The organism is Pseudomonas schmalbachii (assembly GCF_017589465.1).
Taxonomy (GTDB): domain Bacteria; phylum Pseudomonadota; class Gammaproteobacteria; order Pseudomonadales; family Pseudomonadaceae; genus Pseudomonas; species Pseudomonas schmalbachii.
Window position 1 is genome coordinate 1,215,528 of record NZ_JAELYA010000001.1, and the last position, 21,836, is coordinate 1,237,363.

At 64.4% G+C, this 21,836-nt stretch carries 20 protein-coding genes; 8 read left to right on the forward strand and 12 right to left on the reverse strand.

Translation table 11 applies throughout. From position 1 onward, the window contains the following. The first annotated feature begins 282 nt into the window (after nucleotides 1–282). Nucleotides 283–1,074: a crotonase/enoyl-CoA hydratase family protein gene (locus JFY56_RS05430; RefSeq protein WP_208312453.1), complete on the forward strand. Its 792-nt coding sequence runs from the start codon at nucleotides 283–285 to the stop codon at nucleotides 1,072–1,074. Between the two features lie 3 nt (nucleotides 1,075–1,077). Here the strand turns inward: JFY56_RS05430 and JFY56_RS05435 are convergent, their stop codons facing one another. Further along, nucleotides 1,078–3,483 (reverse strand): phosphoketolase family protein, encoded by a 2,406-nt coding sequence (locus tag JFY56_RS05435; RefSeq protein ID WP_208312454.1) that lies wholly within the window; start codon nucleotides 3,481–3,483, stop codon nucleotides 1,078–1,080. Nucleotides 3,484–3,607: 124 nt separating this feature from the next. On the opposite strand from JFY56_RS05435, the gene JFY56_RS05440 reads away from it, so the two are divergent. Both JFY56_RS05440 and JFY56_RS05445 read left to right on the forward strand, forming a co-directional pair. Next, nucleotides 3,608–5,011 carry an MBL fold metallo-hydrolase RNA specificity domain-containing protein gene (locus JFY56_RS05440; protein WP_208312455.1) on the forward strand — a complete coding sequence of 468 codons (1,404 nt, stop codon included), beginning with the start codon at nucleotides 3,608–3,610 and terminating at the stop codon, nucleotides 5,009–5,011. A gap of 89 nt (nucleotides 5,012–5,100) precedes the next feature. Further along, the gene (locus JFY56_RS05445; protein ID WP_208312456.1) at nucleotides 5,101–6,174 is read left to right on the forward strand and encodes an LOG family protein; all 1,074 of its coding nucleotides are present in this window, start codon (nucleotides 5,101–5,103) and stop codon (nucleotides 6,172–6,174) included. A gap of 183 nt (nucleotides 6,175–6,357) precedes the next feature. Here JFY56_RS05445 and recX read toward each other — a convergent pair whose 3' ends face one another. The 3 genes from recX to JFY56_RS05460 form a co-directional block, all read right to left on the reverse strand. Continuing rightward, nucleotides 6,358–6,828 (reverse strand): recombination regulator RecX, encoded by a 471-nt coding sequence (gene recX, locus JFY56_RS05450; protein WP_208312457.1) that lies wholly within the window; start codon nucleotides 6,826–6,828, stop codon nucleotides 6,358–6,360. A gap of 7 nt (nucleotides 6,829–6,835) precedes the next feature. Continuing rightward, on the reverse strand, nucleotides 6,836–7,897 hold the full coding sequence (gene recA / locus JFY56_RS05455) for a recombinase RecA (protein WP_208312458.1): 1,062 nt from the start codon (nucleotides 7,895–7,897) through the stop codon (nucleotides 6,836–6,838). A gap of 86 nt (nucleotides 7,898–7,983) precedes the next feature. Then, nucleotides 7,984–8,496 carry a CinA family protein gene (locus tag JFY56_RS05460; RefSeq protein ID WP_208312459.1) on the reverse strand — a complete coding sequence of 171 codons (513 nt, stop codon included), beginning with the start codon at nucleotides 8,494–8,496 and terminating at the stop codon, nucleotides 7,984–7,986. Nucleotides 8,497–8,578: 82 nt separating this feature from the next. Between JFY56_RS05460 and mutS the strand changes: the two genes are divergently transcribed. Together mutS and fdxA are read left to right on the forward strand one after the other, a co-directional pair. After that, the gene (gene mutS, locus JFY56_RS05465; RefSeq protein WP_208312460.1) at nucleotides 8,579–11,152 is read left to right on the forward strand and encodes a DNA mismatch repair protein MutS; all 2,574 of its coding nucleotides are present in this window, start codon (nucleotides 8,579–8,581) and stop codon (nucleotides 11,150–11,152) included. Between the two features lie 66 nt (nucleotides 11,153–11,218). After that, the gene (gene fdxA / locus JFY56_RS05470) at nucleotides 11,219–11,542 is read left to right on the forward strand and encodes a ferredoxin FdxA (RefSeq protein ID WP_208312461.1); all 324 of its coding nucleotides are present in this window, start codon (nucleotides 11,219–11,221) and stop codon (nucleotides 11,540–11,542) included. Between the two features lie 401 nt (nucleotides 11,543–11,943). Here the strand turns inward: fdxA and rpoS are convergent, their stop codons facing one another. The 8 genes from rpoS to JFY56_RS05510 all read right to left on the reverse strand — a co-directional run bounded on the left by rpoS (nucleotide 11,944) and on the right by JFY56_RS05510 (nucleotide 18,996). Beyond that, entirely contained in the window at nucleotides 11,944–12,948 is a 1,005-nt protein-coding gene (gene rpoS / locus JFY56_RS05475) for an RNA polymerase sigma factor RpoS (RefSeq protein ID WP_208312462.1), read from the reverse strand. Nucleotides 12,949–13,043: 95 nt separating this feature from the next. Beyond that, nucleotides 13,044–13,919, reverse strand: coding sequence for a peptidoglycan DD-metalloendopeptidase family protein (locus JFY56_RS05480; RefSeq protein WP_208312463.1), 876 nt, complete (start codon nucleotides 13,917–13,919; stop codon nucleotides 13,044–13,046). 58 nt (nucleotides 13,920–13,977) lie between these two features. After that, nucleotides 13,978–14,613 (reverse strand): protein-L-isoaspartate(D-aspartate) O-methyltransferase, encoded by a 636-nt coding sequence (locus JFY56_RS05485; RefSeq protein WP_208312529.1) that lies wholly within the window; start codon nucleotides 14,611–14,613, stop codon nucleotides 13,978–13,980. 25 nt (nucleotides 14,614–14,638) lie between these two features. Continuing rightward, nucleotides 14,639–15,394: a 5'/3'-nucleotidase SurE gene (gene surE / locus JFY56_RS05490; protein ID WP_208312464.1), complete on the reverse strand. Its 756-nt coding sequence runs from the start codon at nucleotides 15,392–15,394 to the stop codon at nucleotides 14,639–14,641. After that, nucleotides 15,382–16,440 carry a tRNA pseudouridine(13) synthase TruD gene (gene truD, locus JFY56_RS05495; RefSeq protein WP_208312465.1) on the reverse strand — a complete coding sequence of 353 codons (1,059 nt, stop codon included), beginning with the start codon at nucleotides 16,438–16,440 and terminating at the stop codon, nucleotides 15,382–15,384. Before truD ends, surE begins: the two co-directional genes overlap by 13 nt. Beyond that, nucleotides 16,437–16,910, reverse strand: a complete 474-nt coding sequence (gene ispF, locus JFY56_RS05500; RefSeq protein WP_208312466.1) for a 2-C-methyl-D-erythritol 2,4-cyclodiphosphate synthase — start codon at nucleotides 16,908–16,910, stop codon at nucleotides 16,437–16,439. The genes truD and ispF overlap by 4 nt, the downstream gene beginning before the upstream one ends. 65 nt (nucleotides 16,911–16,975) lie before the next feature. Further along, a complete protein-coding gene (fghA, locus tag JFY56_RS05505; protein ID WP_208312467.1) occupies nucleotides 16,976–17,821 on the reverse strand; it encodes an S-formylglutathione hydrolase in 846 nt (281 codons plus the stop codon). 62 nt (nucleotides 17,822–17,883) lie between these two features. Beyond that, entirely contained in the window at nucleotides 17,884–18,996 is a 1,113-nt protein-coding gene (locus JFY56_RS05510; RefSeq protein WP_208312468.1) for an S-(hydroxymethyl)glutathione dehydrogenase/class III alcohol dehydrogenase, read from the reverse strand. 225 nt (nucleotides 18,997–19,221) lie between these two features. Between JFY56_RS05510 and JFY56_RS05515 the strand changes: the two genes are divergently transcribed. From JFY56_RS05515 to yedF, 3 genes are all read left to right on the forward strand, one after another. Continuing rightward, on the forward strand, nucleotides 19,222–20,127 hold the full coding sequence (locus JFY56_RS05515; RefSeq protein WP_208312469.1) for a LysR substrate-binding domain-containing protein: 906 nt from the start codon (nucleotides 19,222–19,224) through the stop codon (nucleotides 20,125–20,127). A 69-nt stretch (nucleotides 20,128–20,196) separates the two neighbouring features. After that, the gene (gene yedE, locus JFY56_RS05520; protein WP_208312470.1) at nucleotides 20,197–21,423 is read left to right on the forward strand and encodes a selenium metabolism membrane protein YedE/FdhT; all 1,227 of its coding nucleotides are present in this window, start codon (nucleotides 20,197–20,199) and stop codon (nucleotides 21,421–21,423) included. Then, on the forward strand, nucleotides 21,389–21,637 hold the full coding sequence (yedF, locus tag JFY56_RS05525; RefSeq protein ID WP_208312471.1) for a sulfurtransferase-like selenium metabolism protein YedF: 249 nt from the start codon (nucleotides 21,389–21,391) through the stop codon (nucleotides 21,635–21,637). The genes yedE and yedF overlap by 35 nt, the downstream gene beginning before the upstream one ends. The last annotated feature ends 199 nt before the right edge of the window (nucleotides 21,638–21,836 follow it).

Genomic DNA, 21,836 nt, shown 5'->3' on the forward strand with positions numbered 1-21,836 from the left:
GACGGTGAAGTCACCCAGGCAGCCGGAAGCGGGGATTTGCGAGATTGATTTTGGAAGGGATTACGTCAAGGAATGTCCGTGCTAACGGACGCACCGACAGAGCACCTGGCTCCGAAAAATGCGGGTCCCCAAACGGGGCCTTTTTGGCCGGCGGGCATCATACCGGAAAATCGAACGAAATGTGCGTTTTTTCCGACGCGCTCCGGCGAACGGTCGCATCGTAGACAAGCACGATAGCGCCGACTATACCGACCTAGCTTTCGTCCAGCCCGGAGCAAACCGATGAAGCCAGCCAGCAACCACCGCATCACCCTGGAGCGCCGCGAACATGTCCTGCTGATCGGCCTGGACCGGGTCGACAAGCGCAATGCCTTCGACCTGGACATGCTCGATCAACTGGTCCTGGCGCTGGGCGATTACGATCGCGATCCCGCCTTGCGCTGCGCCCTGATCTTCGCCCACGGCGAGCACTTCACCGGTGGCCTCGACCTCGCCAACGTCAGCGAAACCTTCCGCAATGGCTGGCAACTGCCGGACGGCGCCGTCGATCCCTGGGGCACCTTCGGCGGCAAGCGGCTCTCGAAACCCCTGCTGGTGGCGGTGCAGGGCTATTGCTACACCATCGGCATCGAACTGATGCTGGCGGCGGATATCAACCTCTGCGCGAGCAACGCGCGCTTCGCCCAGATGGAAGTCCAGCGCGGCATCTTCCCCTTCGCCGGCGCCACCCTGCGCATGCACCAGGTGGCCGGCTGGGGCAACGCGATGCGCTGGCTGCTGACCGGCGACGAGTTCGATGCGCACGAGGCCTGCCGCCTCGGTCTGGTGCAGGAAATCACCGCCCCGGAGGATCTGCTGCCACGCGCCCTGTGGCTGGCCGAGCGGGTCGCCGCACAGGCACCGCTGGGAGTTGCGGCGACCCTCGCGTCGGCGCGGCAATGCGTCGAGGAAGGCGAGCTTGCGGCGGCCCGGCAGCTATCCGCGACCGCCCGGACGCTGCTGGCCAGCGAGGACGCCCAGGAAGGCCTGCTGGCCATGCAGGAACGCCGCGCCGGCAAATTCCAGGGCAAGTAGCCGTCAACGGAGCGCCTGCGGGTCGCCCTTCCCGGCGATCGCAGCCGCTTCCTCCGCAGTGAGCAACGCCGAGCGCGGCACATCCATGAGCCGCGCACAGGCCGCCAGGACATCCGCCCAGCAGGCCCGGTTGGCGAACAGCATGCCCGCCTCATCCAGCGTACCGCCGCGGTTGCGGTAGCCCAGCACCGAACTCTTCAGCGCATCCGGCAGGATCGGCCAGAGATGCCCGCGGGCCACTTCAGGGCGCATATGGGTGAGCAGCACGCGCCGTTCGTGGGTATCCGGGAACAGGCGCGCCATCAGCGCATCATCGGCGCCCGCCGCCAGCTCCCAGTTATCCCGTGGCGCCCGGAAGCGCCCGGGCTCCTGCAGATAGACCAGACGGTACGGATAGCCGCCCTCCTCCAGACGCACGGCAGCGCGGCGCATTTCCGCCAATTGGTAGCTGCCGTTGGCGATCAGCAGCAACGGCTGACTGCCCGGCCGCTCTTCGAGGACGATTGCGCCATCGCGAGCCAGTTGCTCGGCCTGCGCCTGGTCGAACACCGCCGGCCGTTCGCGCTTGGGTACGACCATGCAGGCCAGTTGGCCGCGGCTGCGGTAGATCTCCGGCAACAGGGCGAGCGCGCTGTTGTGATCGGCCGGGAACAGCACCCGCACCATGTCGCTCATTTCGCCGAGCAGAGCCTCGCAGAACGTGGTGTCCTGGTGCGATTGCTGGTTCTTGCCGTTTTCCCAGGTGTGCGAGGTCGCCACCAGCGGCCAGCCCAGCCATCCCGCCGGGCGCCCGGCCTCTTTCTGCAGGCGGGCGAAGATCAGCGTCTGGCGCACCGCGCCGAGCATCTTCACGCAGAAGGCTTCGTAGCTGGCGACCAGATTGATCCCGCCCTGGTTGGCCAGGCAGGCGGATACCACCGCCTCTTCATTGAGCGCGGTGATGATCCGCCCATCCACCGCCTCGACCTCGCTCTCCGGCTCGCAGACCCGGTGCTTCAGCGCCTTCAGCACTCCGCCCAGTCGATTGCTGGCCAGCTCGTCGGGATTGCCGACGCGGGCCCGCAGGTCGGGGTTGGCCGCGCACAGGTCGACGAAGAAGCGGTCGAGCGCCGCCATCGGCGAACAGAGCTCGCTGCGGTAGTGCAGCTCCGGCATCGACGGTTCGATGGGGCGCCGCACCGCCAACGGATTGTCCCGTTCCAGCAGGCGACCCTGGCGGGAGCCGGCGAATTGCGTGCAGGCCTCGGCCAGTTCGTCGGGAGCGACCCACAGCGCCGCGGCGTGGCTGTTGAAAAGATCGCGGGCGTTCTGGTCATCGTGCGGATTGCCGGGTAACGGCAGATTGTGCGCGGCGTTACTGCCAGCCCCGTGGAAGCCGAAGCCCTTGACGGTTTCCGCGATGGCATAGGGAATCGGCAGCGGGTAGCCAAGAATGCCGCTGTCTTTTTCGCTCATCCGGTGCGCCAGGCGCTGCTCCATCTCCCACAGGGCGCAGACGAAGGCCGCCGGATCGCGGCCATCGAAAGTCAGCGGATCGAATCCGCAGCGGCGCAGATGCTGCTTGAAGCCTTCCAGCCCCTCGTGGGTGCCCAGTTCGGTGCGCTGTTCGATGCGCCGGCCGTTGGCGATCATCACCGGCAGCGCCACGCCGCAGTCCTCCGAGCGCCACCAACGCGGAATCCAGTCGCTGCCGCGCTGCTCCTCGGCGGCACCGTCGGAGAGGAACGCCACCAGGGTTTCTCCCGGTAGCGGCATGTGCGCGTATTGCAGCTCGGCGAAACCGAGGTAGCCGCCCTCGGCAATCCCCCCGGCGGTATGCGGATTGACATGGCTGCCCAGTGGAACGGCGACGCTGCCGTCGCTGGCCTGGGCATAGCTGTAGAAGTCGCGAACCAGGCGGGTCAACCCGGCCTCCCCATCGGCATAGGCCTGCGCCTGCTCCGGGTGCAGATTGCCGGTCAGCACGTTGAGCGCCTCGATCGCCGCCACGCAATGCCCCTGCCCCATGAGCCAGCCGCGGGTCTTGTGGGTCAGGGCATTCAAGGCGAGATAGCCGGCATAGGCCGGCACCATGTTCAACGCCCCGCCGGTGTGCCCCTCCGGCTGCGCCTTGAAGTCCTCGGCCTGCAACGGCTGGCCATCCAGTCGGACGCGAGCGGCATAGGTCATGTGCGCCACCAGCCAGAGCCCGGCGCAGGTCAGGCGATCCAGGGCGATGAACAGCCGATAGACGGCCGAAAGTTCGCCTTGCAGTCCGGATTGGACCAATTGATGGGCCATGCGAAAAACGCCCGCCTGGGTCGCCGGGCTATGCTGAAGCGGACCACGACCACGCAACCACTCCGCGAATGCCGGTTCGTTGGCCGCATGGGCTGCCAGCTCGTCCGGACTGGGCAATATCTGGGACATCCTCGACTCTCCGTCTGGGTATACAGGAAGTCTAGGCGCCCCATGCGGAGTAGCCCTGACGTGCATCAGGCTCACTTCCCGGTTTCTGCGCGAGTCTGGGGAAATTTCCGAACAAGGAGGCAGCATGGCCCTACTCACCTTCATCGGCGCCATCCAGGAAGTCACCGGCTCCTGCTATCTGCTGGAGACCCACGATGGCGTCAAGGTTCTGCTCGAATGCGGCATGCGCCAGGGCGTTCGCGACAGGGAGGAAAAGAACCGCAGCGCCTTCCCCTTCGATCCATCCAGCCTCGACGCGGTGGTCTTGTCCCACGCGCATCTCGACCACAGTGGATTGCTGCCGCGCCTGGTCAAACAGGGCTACAAGGGGCCGATCTACGCCACGCAATCGTCCTGCGATCTCCTCGAACTGATGCTCATGGACTCCGCGAACATCCAGGAGAAGGACGCCGAGTGGGAAAGCAAATGGCGCGCCCGCCTCGGCCGCCCGCCGGTCACCCCGCTCTACACCCTGGAAGACGCCGAGCAGGCCCTGAAGCTGCGCCGCCCGGTCAGCTACGGCAGTACGGTGGAAGTCGCCCAGGGCATACGCGTGACCTTCCATAACGCCGGACATATCCTCGGCTCGGCCATCGTCGAACTGGAAATCCATGAGCAGGGGCTCACGCGCCGCCTGGTGTTCTCCGGCGACCTCGGCAACACCTGCTCGCCCCTCATGCGGGCGCCGACGCCGCTGTCACGCGCCGATGTGGTGTTGCTCGAATCCACCTATGGCGATCGCGATCACCGCGACAACAACGAGACCCTGAGCGAACTCGCCGGCATCCTCGAACAGGCGCACAAGGACGGCGGCAACGTGCTCATCCCGGCGTTCGCGGTCGGGCGTACCCAGGACCTGCTGTACTACCTGGGGCGCTTCTACCAGGAAGGGCGCCTGCCGCAGCAGATGGTTTTCCTCGACAGCCCGATGGCCGCACGGGCCAACGAGATCTACCTGAGCCATGTCAACGAATTCTCCGACAGCGACCGCGAATACATTCGCGGCACCGGCACAGCGCGTCTCGGCGAGTGGCTGCCGATCCTGCGCACGACCCAGAGCCCGGAAGAGTCCATGGCCATCAACCGCATCCAGAGCGGCGCCATCATCATCGCCGGGAGCGGCATGTGCACCGGCGGGCGCATCGTCCATCACTTCAAGCACAACCTCTGGCGCGAGGAATGCCATGTCGTCATTCCGGGCTTCCAGGCCCAGGGAACCCTGGGGCGCACGCTGGTCGACGGCGCGCAATTCGCCCGCATCCTGCGCCAGCGCATCGCCGTGCGGGCGAAGATCCACACCCTCGGCGGATTCTCCGCGCACGCAGGACAATCGCAATTAATTCAGTGGGTTGCCAACTTCGAGCAGAAACCCGAGCTATACCTGATACATGGCGAGCGAGAAAAGATGGATGCCCTGCAGGCCGCCATCCGCGATCGTCTCAACTGGCAAGCAAACATTCCGGAACCGGGGGACCGCATCGCCATCTGATACAGAGGGAGGTCTCACTGACTGTCACATATGCCATGCCAGACTAGCGTGACCGCTTTTCGAGGGGTTGATGAACAAGGAGTATCAACATGCCCTATGAGCCCGATGACTATCTCTCCAGACACTTCCAGACCAGCGGCACCGAGCTGGCGCAGAAAGTAGAAGAACTCGCGGCAATGGCCGTACCCGTCGGCAGCCCCAACATGCCGCTCTACCAGGAAATGCTCACCACCGTGGCCCGCATGGCCCAGGCCGACCGCAACCGCTGGGACGCCAAGATCATGCTGCAGACCCTGCGCGAAATGGAGCGCGCCTTCAGCACCCTGGAACAATTCAAGCGCCGGCGCAAAGTCACCGTCTTCGGATCGGCGCGCACGCCGGAAGATCATCCGCTGTACGCCCTGGCCCGCGAACTGGGCAAGACCCTGGCCCGCTACGACATGATGGTCATCACCGGCGCCGGTGGCGGCATCATGGCCGCGGCCCACGAGGGTTCGGGGCTGGAGAACAGCCTGGGCTTCAATATCACCCTGCCCTTCGAGCAGCAGGCCAATCACACCGTGGAAGGCAGCAGCAACCTGCTGTCGTTCCACTTCTTCTTCCTGCGCAAACTGTTCTTCGTCAAGGAGGCCGATGCCCTGGTGCTCTGCCCCGGCGGCTTCGGCACGCTGGACGAAGCGCTCGAAGTGCTCACCCTGATCCAGACCGGCAAGAGCCCGCTGGTGCCGATCGTGCTGCTCGACCAGCCGACCGGCCATTACTGGGAACACGCCCTGCATTTCATGAAGGAGCAACTGGAAGACAACCGCTACATCCTTTCCAGCGACATGCACCTGATCAGGCTGGTCCACTCGGCCGAAGAGGCTGCCGAGGAAATTGCCCAGTTCTACAGCAACTTCAACTCCAGCCGCTGGCTGAAGGACCGCTTCGTGATTCGCCTGAACCACGCCCTGAAGCAGAGTGCGCTGGACCGCCTGCATGAGGAGTTCCTCGACATCTGCCTGAACGACGGATTCCACCAGCAGCCCTACAGCGAACTGGAGCAGGACGAGCCGGAGTTCTTCCACCTGACACGCCTGGCGTTCACCTTCAACGGCCGCGACCATGGCCGCCTGCGGGAGCTGGTGAACTTCATCAACCAGCCGGAAAACTGGGCGGCCTGACAAGCGCCAAGCAGCGCCCGGACTGAGCCGCCCGGCGCAATGCCTCCACGAAAGCTGCCATGCCCAAGACCCCGGGCATGGCCTACTCATGTCTGCATTGGCACTGGCCGGGAAAAGCGGCGAACCCAGGACACCGGGTAGCGTTTAGCCTCCGGCAGCAGTTCCCGTGAATACGGAATTTCTTTACCAGTCTTCCGTGCTGCGGCCACTGAGCAATCGATTGATCGACTCCGGCGAATAGCCCCGGTAGTTCAGGAACCGCCCCTGCTGGGCACGCTCCCTGGCATCCACGGGCAAACGCCCGGCGAATTTGCGTCGCCAGGCTTCGCGCAACTGGGCAGACCAATCGACTGCAGCTTCGCTCAGGGCCTTTTCGATTTCACTGCGCGGCAAACCTCGCTGCGCCAGCTCCTCGCGGATGCGCAACGGGCCGTAGCCATTGCGGGCACGGCTGGCGATGAAGCTTTCCAGATAACGGGACTCGTTGAGCAACCCCTCCTCGGCCAGACGGTCGAGGGCGGGGTCGATCAGGTCCTGGGACGCGCCGCGCTGGCGCAACTTGCGGGACAACTCGGCGCGGCCGTGCTCGCGACGCGCCAGGAGGTCCATGGCGGCCCGCCGCACGGCGACGGGATTATCGAGCACGACCGGCATGGCGGGATCAGTAGTCGAGGTCGGCTTCGGCAGCCTCGGCGGCCTCTGCGGCTGCCAGCTCGGCTTTGGTCGGAGCCGGCTGGTTCTTCAGCAATTGCTCGCGGATGGACTTGTCCAGCACCGCGCAGATCTCCGCATTCTCTTCCAGGAACTTGGCGGCATTCGCCTTGCCCTGGCCGATCTTGCTGCCCTGGTAGCTGTACCAGGCGCCGGACTTCTCGATCAGCCCCAGTTGCACGCCCAGATCGATGATTTCGCCGGTGCGATAGATGCCCTTGCCGTAAAGGATCTGGAACTCGGCCTGACGGAACGGCGGCGCCACCTTGTTCTTCACTACCTTGACGCGAGTCTCGCTGCCCACCACTTCGTCGCCATCCTTCACGGCGCCGGTACGGCGGATGTCCAGGCGGACAGAGGCGTAGAACTTCAGCGCATTACCGCCGGTGGTGGTTTCCGGGTTGCCGAACATCACGCCGATCTTCATGCGGATCTGGTTGATGAAGATGACCAGGCAGTTGGCGTTCTTGATGTTGCCGGTGATCTTGCGCAGTGCCTGGGACATCAGGCGGGCCTGCAGGCCGACGTGGGCGTCACCCATTTCGCCCTCGATCTCGGCCTTGGGCACCAGAGCCGCCACGGAGTCGACGATGATCACGTCGACCGCATTGGAACGCACCAGCATGTCGGTGATTTCCAGCGCCTGCTCGCCGGTATCCGGCTGCGAAACCAGCAGGTCATCGACGTTGACGCCCAGCTTGCCGGCATAGTCCGGGTCCAGCGCGTGTTCGGCGTCGACGAAGGCGCAGGTGGCGCCCTGCTTCTGGGCTTCGGCGATGACCGACAGGGTCAGGGTGGTTTTACCCGAGGACTCCGGGCCGTAGATCTCGACGATACGGCCTTTCGGCAGGCCGCCGATGCCGAGCGCGATATCCAGGCCGAGGGAGCCGGTGGAAATGGCCGGAATGGCCTGGCGCTCGTGGTCGCCCATGCGCATGACCGCGCCCTTGCCGAATTGGCGCTCGATCTGTCCAAGCGCCGCGGCCAGGGCGCGCTTCTTGTTCTCGTCCATTGAAGTCCTCACGAAGTCAGAGCGGCCGGACGGCCACGAACAACTGTATAATTAGACAGTATTATTCCACAGGGCAAGTCGCTCGCCTACCCCTGCACAGGATTTTCCCCGCCCGCCAGTCGCAACAGCCCGGCCAGAGCGGTCGCCACCGTCTGCCGGCGCACCGCGGCCCGATCGCCGGCGAACTGACGGCATTCGGTGAACAGTTTCTCGCCATCAGCCCAGGCCAGCCAGACGGTTCCTACCGGCTTTTCCACGGAACCGCCATCCGGACCGGCAATACCGCTGACCGCCACGGAAAAACGTGCACCGCTGCGTTCGCGCGCACCGCTGGCCATCGCCTCGACCACTTCGCGACTGACCGCGCCGACCTCGGCGAAAAGCATCGGCGACACGCCAAGCTGTGCTGTCTTCTGCTCATTCGAATAGGTGACATAGCCGGCCTCGAACCAGACCGAACTGCCGGCGATCCGGGTAATCGCCTCGGCAATCCCGCCACCGGTACAGGACTCGGCGGTGGTCACCTTCTGCTGCGAAGCCGCAAGTTTCGAACCGAGCCGGGCGGCCAGCTCGGTGATATCTGCATCATTGATGGACACAAAGCTCTCCGGGGTTAAAGAAGCTCAGGCGGATACCGTACACTAGGCGCTTTTGCATATAGAAGCCGGACAGCCCCCTGTAATGAGCCAGAGCGACCTCTCCGCCCACACGCCCATGATGCAACAGTACTGGAAGCTGAAGAACCAGCATCCGGAACAGCTGATGTTCTATCGCATGGGCGACTTCTACGAGCTCTTCTACGAAGACGCGAAGAAAGCCGCCAAGCTGCTCGACATCACCCTGACCGCACGCGGTCAGTCGGCTGGCAACGCCATCCCGATGGCCGGTATTCCCTTCCACTCCGCCGAAGGCTACCTGGCCAAGCTGGTCAAGCTCGGCGAGTCCGTGGTGATCTGCGAGCAGATCGGCGATCCAGCGACCAGCAAGGGGCCGGTGGAACGCCAGGTGGTGCGCATCATCACGCCCGGCACGGTCAGCGACGAGGCGCTGCTCGACGAGCGCCGCGACAACCTGCTGGCGGCGGTGCTCGGTGACGAACGGCTGTTCGGACTGGCGGTACTGGATATCACCAGCGGCCGCTTCAGCGTCCAGGAAATCCGCGGCTGGGAAAACCTGCTCGCCGAACTGGAGCGCATGAACCCTGCGGAGCTGCTGATCCCGGACGACTGGCCGCAAGGCCTGCCGGCCGAGAAGCGTCGCGGCGTGCGCCGTCGCGCGCCATGGGACTTCGATCGCGACTCGGCATTCAAGAGCCTCTGCCAGCAGTTCGGCACCCAGGACCTGAAAGGCTTCGGCTGCCAGGACCTGACGCTGGCCATCGGCGCCGCCGGCTGCCTGCTCGGCTACGCCAGGGAAACCCAGCGCACCGCCCTGCCGCACCTGCGCAGCCTGCGCCACGAGCGCCTGGACGACACGGTGATCCTCGACGGTGCCAGCCGCCGCAACCTGGAGCTGGACACCAACCTCAGCGGCGGCCGTGACAACACCCTGCAGTCGGTAGTCGACCGCTGCCAGACCGCCATGGGCAGCCGCCTGCTGACCCGCTGGCTGAACCGCCCGCTGCGCGACCGCGCGGTCCTCGAAGCCCGCCAGGAATCCATCGCCTGCCTGCTGGAACGCTACCGCTTCGAGAACCTGCAGCCGCAGCTCAAGGAAATCGGCGACGTCGAGCGCATCCTCGCCCGTATCGGCCTGCGCAACGCCCGCCCGCGCGACCTGGCGCGCCTGCGCGATGCGCTGGCGGCCCTGCCCGAACTGCAGCGCGGCATGGTCGAACTGGAGGCCCCGCACCTTGGCGACCTGGCCACCAGCATCCGCACATACCCGGAGCTGGCCGACCTGCTGGCGCGGGCGGTCATCGACAACCCGCCAGCGGTGATCCGTGACGGCGGCGTGATCAAGCAAGGCTATGACGCGGAGCTCGACGAGCTATTGACGCTCAGCGAAAACGCCGGGCAATTCCTGATGGACCTGGAGGCACGGGAAAAGGCCCGCACCGGCCTGCCCAACCTCAAGGTCGGCTACAACCGCATCCACGGCTACTACATCGAACTGCCGCGCGTTCAAGCCGAGCAGGCGCCGGCCGACTATATCCGCCGCCAGACCCTGAAAGGCGCCGAGCGCTTCATCACCCCGGAGCTGAAAGCCTTCGAGGACAAGGCGCTGTCCGCCCAGAGCCGCGCCCTGGCCCGTGAAAAGCAACTCTATGAAGAGCTGCTGGAACTGCTGATCGCCCAGCTCGCCCCGCTGCAGGATACCGCCGCCGCCCTGGCCGAACTGGACGTGCTGGCGAACCTGGCCGAACGCGCGCTCAACCTCGACCTGAACCGTCCGCGCTTCGTCGAGGAATCCGGCATCCTGATCGAACAGGGCCGCCATCCGGTGGTGGAACAGGTGCTGGATACGCCTTTCGTGGCCAACGACCTGACGCTCGACGAAGACACCCGCATGCTGGTGATTACCGGCCCGAACATGGGCGGTAAATCCACCTATATGCGGCAAACAGCGCTGATCGTGCTGTTGGCGCATATCGGCAGTTTCGTCCCGGCAGCGCGTTGCGAACTGTCCCTGGTGGACCGCATCTTCACCCGTATCGGCTCCTCGGACGACCTAGCCGGCGGCCGCTCCACCTTCATGGTGGAAATGAGCGAGACGGCGAACATCCTGCACAACGCCACCGATCGCAGCCTGGTGCTGATGGACGAAGTCGGCCGCGGCACCAGCACCTTCGACGGTCTGTCGCTGGCCTGGGCAGCAGCGGAACATCTGGCCTGTCTGCGCGCCTTCACGCTGTTCGCCACCCACTACTTCGAACTGACCGTACTGCCGGAAAGCGAACCGGCGGTGGCCAACGTGCACCTGAACGCAACGGAGCACAACGAGCGCATCGTCTTCCTGCACCACGTGCTGCCCGGACCGGCCAGCCAGAGCTATGGCCTGGCGGTCGCGCAACTGGCCGGCGTGCCCGGCCAGGTGATCCAGCGCGCCCGAGAGCACCTGGCACGCCTGGAAACCACCAGCCTGCCCCACGAACAACCCCGCGCCATCAATTCCCATGAGTCGGCACCCGTGCAGAGCGACCTGTTCGCCAGCCTGCCGCACCCGCTGATCGATGAGCTTTCACGGATCAAACCCGACGACCTGACCCCGCGTCAGGCGCTGGATTTGTTATATGCATGGAAGACGCGAATCTGACGGACAGCCGAACAAGCTGCTAGAATCGCGCGCGCTTAGCCGCACGCCTGAGGAGAAAATTAGAAAATGACCTTCGTCGTCACCGACAACTGCATCAAGTGCAAATACACCGACTGCGTGGAAGTCTGCCCGGTAGACTGCTTCTACGAAGGCCCGAACTTCCTGGTCATCCACCCGGACGAATGCATCGACTGCGCGCTCTGCGAGCCCGAGTGCCCGGCCCAGGCGATCTTCTCCGAGGACGAGGTCCCGGAGAACATGCAGGAATTCATCGAGCTGAACAAGGATCTGGCCGAGGTGTGGCCGAACATCACCGAGAAAAAGGATTCGCTGCCGGACGCCGAACAGTGGGATGGCGTCGCCGACAAGCTGAAGCACCTGGAGCGCTGATCTCCATAGCACAAGGCCCGCAAACGCGGGCCTTGTCTTTTCTGCAGGCAAAAAAAGGGGCGGGGTTAACCCGCCCACTCTTTCTTCCATATCCATCATCCTGATGGATCGCATCCCGCGACGTCCTGACCAGCATCCCTTCCGGCCTGCGTAATTCCCTGTACGCAGGATCGATATTAGCGCCACGACAGCCCCGCACAAGCCCCCAAACACCCGCGCAACACTGTGAACCACGTCACTGCATCAGGTAATTTACTTTTAAAAACAATAAGATAGAAAACAGAACTTCAAGCATGAATCGATAAAATCGCCAATTGCCTACAGCTCGTGTAAGCGATGGCTTACACGCCGGGAACAAAAAAGCCCGGGGTTATCCCCGGGCTTTTTCGTGTTCGATCAACTTACTGGAACAGAGCTTCGCTCGACAGACCGTTCTTCTCGAGAATTTCGCGCAGTCGCTTGAGCGCCTCGACCTGAATCTGCCGCACGCGCTCGCGGGTCAGGCCGATTTCCTGCCCGACTTCTTCGAGGGTGCTACTTTCATGGCCGCGCAGACCGAAGCGGCGAATCACCACCTCGCGCTGCTTGTCGGTCAGCTCGGACAGCCACTGGTCGATGCTCTCGCTCAGGTCGTCGTCCTGCAGCAGCTCGCACGGGTCGGTCGGACGGTCGTCGGTCAGCGTATCGAGCAGGGTCTTGTCCGAATCCGGCCCCAGCGATACGTCCACCGACGTCACCCGTTCGTTGAGCCCGAGCATGCGCTTGACCTCTTCGACCGGCTTCTCCAGAAGATTGGCGATCTCTTCCGGCGACGGTTCGTGGTCGAGCTTGTGCGTCAGCTCGCGGGCGGCCCGCAGATATACGTTGAGTTCCTTGACCACATGAATCGGCAGGCGAATGGTGCGAGTCTGATTCATGATGGCCCGCTCGATGGTCTGGCGAATCCACCAGGTCGCATAGGTGGAGAAACGGAAACCGCGTTCCGGATCGAACTTCTCCACCGCCCGGATCAGGCCAAGATTCCCCTCTTCGATCAGATCGAGCAGAGAGAGCCCCCGGTTGACGTAGCGCCGGGCAATCTTCACCACCAACCGCAGGTTGCTCTCGATCATCCGCCGCCGCCCGGCCGGATCGCCCTTTTGCGCAAGGCGCGCAAAATGGACTTCCTCTTCGGGAGTCAGCAGTGGAGAGAAGCCGATTTCATTGAGATACAGCTGCGTGGCATCCAGCGCACGGCTGTAATCGATATGCTTGTGCTGTTTGAGTGAGGAAAGTGAGGTGGCTTTGGGAGTGACCTGAAGCGACACCCGCTCTTCGGCAAGCGTCTCCTCGAGGATGATGTCAGGCTCCAGAAGGAGCACTTCGTCATCAACGTCAAACTCCGGCCCTTCTTTTTTAAGTGCCATGTCGTTATCCCTTGCTGAGTTCGACTACAAGTCCAGGTGTGTCCATATCCTTGGGACACCTGAACCCGCTCACCCACGCAGGGGAACGGCGGCAATCAACGAGGCGGCAGATATTGCAAAGGATCCACTGGCTTTCCCTGGCGGCGAATCTCGAAGTGCAGTTTCACCCGGTCGGTCCCTGTAGAGCCCATCTCGGCAATGTTCTGCCCGACTTTGACCTGTTGCCCTTCCCGCACCAGCAACCTGCGGTTGTGACCGTAGGCGCTCACGTAGGTATCGCTGTGCTTGATGATCACGAGTTCGCCGTAGCCCCGCAAACCACTACCGGCGTATACAACCGTACCATTCGACGCAGCCAGAACAGGCTGGCCCAATTGTCCGGCTATATCAATCCCTTTATTCAAACTGCCGTTTGAGGAAAAACGCCCGATCAGAGTGCCACTGGATGGCCACATCCAGCCGGCCACTCCGGACCCGGCCGGCTGCGGAGATGCACTGCGCGAGGAGGCAGGTGGAGGCGTAACGACCGCCGTGGGAGCCGGCTTGCTGATGACAGTGGTGGTGAAGCCCGGGCTGGTTGTGGTCGACGGAGCGACAGGCGGCGAAGTTTTTGCGACAGACGGTGCTCCAGTAGCGGAGCCGCCGCTGAAGCGGATCTGCTGCCCGGGACGAATGGTGTAAGGCGCGCCGATGTTGTTGTGGGCAGCCAGCGCCTTCCAGTCCCAGCCGTAGCGGAAGGCGATGGAATACAGCGTATCGCCGGGGCGGACCCGGTATTGCCCAGTGGTGACCGCAGGCTTGCGGGCAACGGTGTTGTCGCGGTCGACGACGCTTGCCCCGCCTCCCGACGAAGACGCACAGGCTGCGAGCAGGGAGCATATGCCCACCGCCAGCAAAGCATGCAGGCCAGACTTGATCCCAGTCCGTTGCCACAGGGCTGCGCTTGAGCTCACCCCTTCCCCCTTATCCATAGAATCCATCCGGCAAGACACCGGTACTGTCGTCAGAATCGCCAGTCCCGGCGAGATATCAGTTCTGCACACCGTGCAGCAGAGGCACGAAGCGCACGGCGTCGAGAACCTGGCGCCGGAAGCCATCCTCCTCACGCACGATCAGCATCAGTTGCTGCACTTCGCCACCGCCCACCGGAATCACCAGACGTCCGCCCGGAGCCAGCTGATCCAGCAGCGACTGCGGCACTTCGGGCGCCGCGGCAGTGACGATGATGCCGTTGTACGGAGCAAGGGCTGGCCAGCCTTCCCAGCCATCCCCCCAACGAAAGACAACATTGCGCAGATTTAGCTCCACAAGACGCTCCTTCGCGCGATCCTGCAGGGGCTGGATGCGCTCGACGGAGAACACCCGCTCGACCAGCTGCGACAACACCGCGGTCTGGTAGCCCGAGCCGGTGCCGATCTCCATCACCTTGTCCAGCGGACCGGCCGCCAGCAGCAGCTCGGTCATGCGCGCAACCATGAAAGGCTGCGAGATGGTCTGGTTGTGCCCGATCGGCAGCGCGGTGTCTTCGTAGGCGCGATGCGACAGAGCCTCGTCGACGAACAGGTGGCGCGGGGTACGCCGAATCACTTCGAGCACCCGCGCGTTGGACAAGCCTTCCTCGTAGAGGCGCTGGATCAGACGCTCGCGGGTACGCTGGGAGGTCATGCCAATACCGCGACGCGACAGCTCGTCACTCATGGCGCAAGCCTCCGATCCAGTCTTCCAGACCATTGAACGCCTCCCGGAAAGTTCGGTCCAGTTGCAGCGGGGTGACGGAAACATAGCCCTGCATCACCGCATGGAAATCGGTGCCCTCGCCGCCGTCCTCGGCATCGCCGGCCACGGAAATCCAGTAGCCTTCCTTGCCGCGCGGATTGACCACCTTCACCGGCGCGGCAGCACGCGCACGGTGGCCGAGGCGGGTCAGCTGGATACCACGGATACGCTCCAGCGGCAGGTTCGGCACGTTCACGTTGAGCACGGTGCGCGGCGGCACGTCGAGCTGTTCATGGGCAGCGACCAGCAGCCTGGCGAAATGCATGGCGGTGGGCAGGTTGTCCGGCTGCCGCGACAGCAGCGAAAAAGCGAAGGCCGGACACTCCAGGAAACGCCCTTCGATCGCTGCGGCGACCGTACCGGAATACAGCACATCGTCCCCCAGGTTCGCGCCCAGGTTGATGCCGGAAACCACCATGTTCGGCGGAGTCTCCAGCAGGCCGTTGAGTCCCAGATGAACACAATCGGTCGGCGTGCCGTTGAGGCTGATATAGCCATTGCTGAGACGCTGCGGATGCAGCGGCCGATCCAGGGTCAGCGAACTGCTGGCGCCGCTGCGGTCCTGCTCGGGGGCGATCACGATGCACTCGGCCAGGCCGGCCAGCGCGTCGTGAAGCGCGGCGATACCGGGTGCATTAACCCCGTCGTCGTTGGCGATCAATATGCGCATGGGTTTTCCATCTGCCCTGCCGGCACGAGGTCTACTAGCTCGCGCACGACTACGGTGGCGAAGCAGCCAGCCGGCAGGACGAATTCCAGTTGCAGGATGTCAGGCCCCGGATAATGCCATGCCAGGCCCGGGATGGGGAGCCGCAGAATGCGCCGTTCGTGCGCCATGTCCGCAGCGGCGAGCCACTGGCAGAGCGCCATCTCGGCCTGCCCCACATCCCGCTCGATAGCACCCGGCGCACCGCTGGCCGGGGGTTCGCCTTCGCCCCACAAAGGACCGGTCGGATGCAGGTCGAGGGCGGCCAGGCGCGGGTCGCTGCATTCGGCCAGCGTCGCCGGAAAGAAGCTGCGGCTATCGGTGAATGCCAGCAGATCGCCTTCCAGCGCCTGCGCCCAGCTACCCGCCGCCACACGCTGCGCCAGCACACGATTGAACAGGTAGCTGCGGGCCGCCGAGAGCAACCGCGAACGCAGGTTGCGCTGTTCCGGCAAGCTGCCTCGCTCGGCGAAGGACCGCGCGTCGGCGACGTTGTTGCCGTCATGACCGAAGCGCTGGGCGCCGAAGTAGTTCGGCACTCCTTCCCGGGCGATGCGTTGCAGGCGGTTTTCCAACGCCTCGCGATCGGCTTCCAGAGCTGTCAGGCGCAGGGTGAAACCGTTGGCGGCATGAGCGCCGCGCTGCAGCTTGCGACGATGCCGCACCTGCTTGAGGATGCGCAGCGTATCGCCTTCGGCGGCGGCAAGATCGGGATCAGCCTTGCCCGGCAGGTGCAGGCTGAACCATTGGCGAGTCAGCGCCTGGCGATCCTTCAGCCCCGCGTAACTGATCGCGCGCAACGGAACGCCTGCCGCGCGCGCCAGACGTCGCGCCGCTTCCTCGGTATTCAGGCCGCGCTTCTCCACCCACAGCCAGAGATGCTCGCCCTCTCCTTCGAGGGGAATGTCCAGCACCTCGTCGACCTGGAAATCCTCGGCGACAGCCTTCAGCACCGCGCGGCCGCATGGCTCGCCATGGGCACGCGGGCCCAGCAGATCCAGCTCGGTCATGCGCGGATCAACAGGGCGACAGCGTGGACCGCAATACCCTCCTCGCGTCCGGTGAAACCGAGTTTCTCGGTAGTCGTCGCCTTCACGTTGACCCGGTCCAGCTCGACCTGCAGATCGGCAGCGATGTTCGCGCGCATCGATTCGATGTGCGGCGCCATCTTCGGTGCCTGCGCAACGATAGTGGAATCGATGTTGCCGACCTTCCAGCCCTTGGACTGCACCAGCGAAACGACATGGCGGAGCAGCGCGCGACTGTCCGCGCCCTTGAACTGCGGGTCGGTATCCGGAAAGTGCTTGCCGATATCGCCCAGCGCACAGGCGCCGAGCAATGCGTCGGCCAGGGCGTGCAGCAGCACGTCGCCATCGGAATGGGCAACCAGCCCGAACTTGTGGGGAATACGCACCCCGCCCAGGGTGATGAAATCGCCGTCGCCGAAGCGGTGTACGTCGTAGCCGTGGCCGATACGCATAAGAAAACGCCCTGAAGGGAAACAGGGCGTCGATTCTACCGGATAGCTCGCCGACCTCTAGCGCATCAGCGACAGAGAGCAGCCGCGTGATGACGCAGATGGTCCTCGATGAAGCTGGCGATGAAGTAATAGCTGTGGTCGTAACCCGGCTGCATGCGCAGGGTCATCGGGTGGCCCACCGCTCCGGCGGCCATCTGCAGGGCTTCCGGTTTCAGCTGGGTGGCGAGGAAGTCGTCGCGCTCGCCCTGATCGACCAGGATCGGCAACCGCTCCGTGGCCGTCGCGATCAGCTCGAAGGCATCCCACTCGCGCCAACTCTCCCGGTCATCGCCAAGGTAGCGGCTGAAAGCCTTCTGCCCCCACTGGCAGTCGCCGGGATGGCTGATCGGTGCGAAGGCCGACAGCGACAGATAGCGGCCGGGGTTGCGCAGGGCGCAGACCAGCGCGCCATGTCCGCCCATGGAATGACCACTGATTCCGCGCCGGGTGGATACCGGGAAGTTCTCCTCGATCAGCGTCGGCAGTTCCTGCACCACGTAGTCATGCATGCGGTAGTGCCGCGACCAGGGCTCCTGCGTGGCGTTCAGGTAGAACCCCGCTCCCAGGCCGAAATCCCAGGCACCATCCGGATCGCCCGGCACATCCGGCCCGCGCGGGCTGGTATCCGGCGCCACCAGCACCAGGCCAAGCTCCGCCGCCACACGCTGGGCGCCGGCCTTCTGCATGAAGTTCTCGTCCGTGCAGGTCAGTCCGGACAGCCAGTAGAGTGCAGGCAACGCGGCCTCCGGCTCGGCCTGCGGCGGCAGGTAGATGGCGAAGGTCATGTCGCAACCCAGCACTTCCGAGCGGTGGCGATAACGCTGGTGCCAGCCGCCGAAACTCTTGTTGCTGGAAATCAGTTCAAGGCTCATGAGGCCTCCGAAACGAGTCGAAAGCCTGAAGCTGCGAGCGCTTCAGGCTTCCAGCCCATGGCTCAGTAATGAATGACGGTACGGATGCTCTTGCCTTCGTGCATCAGGTCGAAGGCCTCGTTGATCCGGTCCAGCGGCAGGTTGTGGGTGATGAAGGTATCCAGCGGGATTTCACCCTTCTGCGCCTTCTCCACGTAGCTCGGCAGCTCGGTGCGCCCACGCACGCCGCCGAAGGCGGTGCCGCGCCATACGCGCCCGGTCACCAGCTGGAACGGACGGGTGCTGATTTCCTGGCCCGCGCCGGCGACACCGATGATCACCGACTCGCCCCAGCCCTTGTGGCAGCACTCCAGCGCCGCGCGCATCAGGTTGACGTTGCCGACGCACTCGAAGGAGTAGTCCACGCCACCATCGGTCAGCTCGACGATCACGTCCTGGATCGGCTTGTCGTACTCCTTCGGATTGACGCAGTCGGTGGCGCCCAGTTGCCTGGCGATGGCGAACTTGTCCGGGTTGATATCGACAGCGATGATCCGCCCGGCCTTGGCCATCTTCGCGCCGATGATCGCCGCCAGGCCGATACCGCCGAGACCGAAGACCGCCACCGTGGCGCCCTCTTCCACCTTGGCGGTATTCAGCACCGCGCCGATACCGGTGGTCACGCCGCAACCGAGCAGGCAGACCTTTTCCAGCGGAGCGTCCTTGGGAATCTTCGCCAGGGAGATTTCCGGCAGCACGGTGTACTCGGAGAAGGTCGAGCAGCCCATGTAGTGATAGATCGGCTCGCCCTTGTAGGAGAAGCGCGTGGTGCCGTCCGGCATCAGGCCCTTGCCCTGGGTGGCGCGGATCTTCTGGCACAGGTTGGTCTTGCCGGACTTGCAGAACTTGCACTCGCGGCACTCCGGGGTATACAGCGGGATCACGTGATCGCCCACCGCCACCGAGGTGACGCCCGGGCCGACCGCCTCGACGATGCCGCCGCCCTCATGGCCGAGGATGCACGGGAACACACCCTCCGAGTCGGCGCCGGACAGAGTGTAGGCATCGGTATGGCAGACACCGGTGGCGAGGATGCGCACCAGCACTTCGCCTTCCTTCGGCGGAGCCACATCGACCTCGACGATTTCCAACGGCTTGTTGGGAGCAAAGGCGACAGCGGCACGGGACTTGATCATCTCGAAACTCCTGAACGAGGGATGCTACGACGCCCGCCTGGGCGGACGCGGACCGGCGGCGCCGATCGAAACCGGACGACGGACTGCACCAGGCGCAGTTGCCGTCGGATAAGGGCGCGACTCTTCACGGAAGAATCCACCTCAACTTTGAAAGTGTAGGAAACCACGTTTCAGTGAATAATCAGGCAATAATCAAAACATTATTGCCATTCAGGGATAATCCCGATGAACAGATGGGAAGGACTCGACGAATTCGTCGCCGTGGCCGAGACCGGCCAGTTCACCGCCGCAGCCGAACGCCTGGGGGTTTCCTCCTCGCATGTCAGCCGGCAGATCGCCCGTCTGGAAGAGCGCCTGCAGGCCCGACTGCTCTATCGCAGCACCCGCCGGGTGTCGCTGAGCGAAGCCGGGCAGACGTTCCTGCAGCACTGCCAGCGCCTGCAGGACGCCCGCGACGAGGCGATGCGCGCGGTCAGCGACCTGTCCGCCGAGCCCAAGGGGCTGCTGCGCATGACCTGCGCGGTGGCCTATGGCGAGCGCTTCGTGGTGCCGCTGGTGAACGCCTTCATGGCCGACTATCCGCAGTTGCGGGTGGATATCGAACTGTCCAACCGCCAGCTCGACCTGTTGCACGAAGGCTTCGACCTGGCCATCCGCCTCGGCCGCCTGAGCGACTCGCGGCTGGTCGCGACCCGCCTGGCGCCGCGAGTCATGTACCTCTGCGCAACACCGGAGTATCTGCAGCGCTACGGCAATCCACTGAGTCCGGAAGAACTGGCGCAGCACAACTGCCTGATCGGCAGCAGCGATATCTGGAGTTTTCTCGAGGACGGCCGGGAAACCCAGCACCGGGTTCAGGGCAACTGGCGCTGCAACAGCGGACAAGCGGTGCTGGATGCCGCCCTGCGCGGCTTCGGCCTGTGCCAGTTGCCCGACTACTACGTGCTCGAACATCTGCGTTCGGGCCGGCTGATTTCGCTGCTGGAACGGCACCGGCCGCCGAATACCGCGGTGTGGGCGCTCTATCCGCAGCAGCGGCATCTTTCGCCGAAGGTTCGCCAACTGGTCGATTATCTGAAATCGGGACTGCAGGAAACCCATCCGAGGCAGGATGACGTCAACCTGCCGTAACGCAAAGCCTTCGCGGCGACGTTGGCTAGACTTGCCGGTTTCTGCCCCCAGCTACAACAAGGAAGCCGCATGTCCGCCATAGCCCTGTTCCGCGAACGCTATCTGCTGCGTTTCTGGTCACCGCTGCCGACCCTGGTCGCGCTTGGCGTGGCCTCTGCCTACTACTTCGCCATGACCGGCACGTTCTGGGCGGTGACCGGCGAATTCACCCGCTGGGGCGGACACGTGCTGTCCTGGTTCGGCCTGCAACCGCAGGAATGGAGCTACTTCAAGCTGATCGGTCTGCAGGGCACGCCGCTGGACCGGGTCGACGGCGTGATGATCATCGGCATGTTCCTCGGCGCGCTGTGTTGTGCGCTGTGGGCCGGCAACGTCAGCCTGCGCTGGCCGACCAGCAGGCGCCGCCTGTTGCAGGGGCTGATCGGCGGGATCATTGCCGGCTTCGGCGCGCGCCTGGCCATGGGCTGCAATCTCGCGGCCTTCTTTACCGGTATCCCGATGTTCTCCGTGCATGCCTGGGCGTTCATGCTGTCGACGGTGGTCGGTGCCTGGTTCGGCGTGAAGCTCAGCCTGCTGCCGATGCTGCGCACGCCGCTGAAGGTCAGCGCCAGGGCCGCCGCCCTGCCGGACGCCGACAGCCTGGCCCGGCGTGCCCGCCTGCAATGGCGCCTGGGCATGGCGGTGCTGGCCGCGGCTTTGCTGTTCGCCGCCTGGCGCTTCGAAGTCTCCCTGGTGCTGGGCATGGCCTGCCTGTTCGGCCTGCTGTTCGGCGGCCTGATCGAACGCGCGCAGATCTGCTTCACCAGTGCCGCCCGCGACCTCTGGACCACCGGCCGAACCAAGGCGGCGATGGGCATCCTCCTCGGCATGGCCGCGGCCTGCATCGGCACCTTCGCCGCCATCCACCAGGGCGTACCGCCGAAGATCTTCTGGATGGGACCGAACGCGGTGATTGGCGGCGTGCTGTTCGGCATCGGCATCGTCCTCGCCGGCGGCTGCGAAACCGGCTGGATGTATCGCTCGATGGAAGGCCAGATGCATTTCTGGGTGGTCGGTGTCGGCAACGTCATCGGCGGCACCCTGGTGGCAGCGTTCTGGGACCAGCTCGGCACCAGCCTCGCCCTGCCCTATCCCAAGCTCAACCTGCTGCAGAGCTTCGGCCCCGCCGGCGGCCTGCTGCTGACCTTCGTCGGACTGGGCATCTGCATGCTGCTGGTCCAGCTCAACGCCAACCGCTTCACCCGTCCGAGGAACAAGGCCCATGACCGAGAAGAAAACGCCGACGCTGTCGCTTGATCTGCGCGGCGAGCATTGCCCCTACAACGCCATCGCCACCCTGGAAACCCTGGCGACGATGAAGCCGGGGGAGCTGCTGGAAGTGATCACCGATTGCTCGCAGTCGGTGCATGGCATCCCCGAGGACAGCAAGCGCCACGGCTATCACTGCCTGCCGGTGGAGCATCATGGCGCGCTGTTCCGCTTCCTGATCGAAGTGCCGCTGGAGGGGTAGGACCCGGAGGATTTTCGTAGGAGCGGGCCATGCCCGCGAAATGATGCGGCACGGGGTTTCGCGGGCATGGCCCGCTTGTATGGCGGTAGGGTAGGAACCTGTCGGGGGTGGAGGGACAAGACCCGCTTCTGCAAGCCAGACGGTAGGAGACTTCCCCCACCCACGCGCTCACGACAAGCGCCGATAAGGAATCCATCGG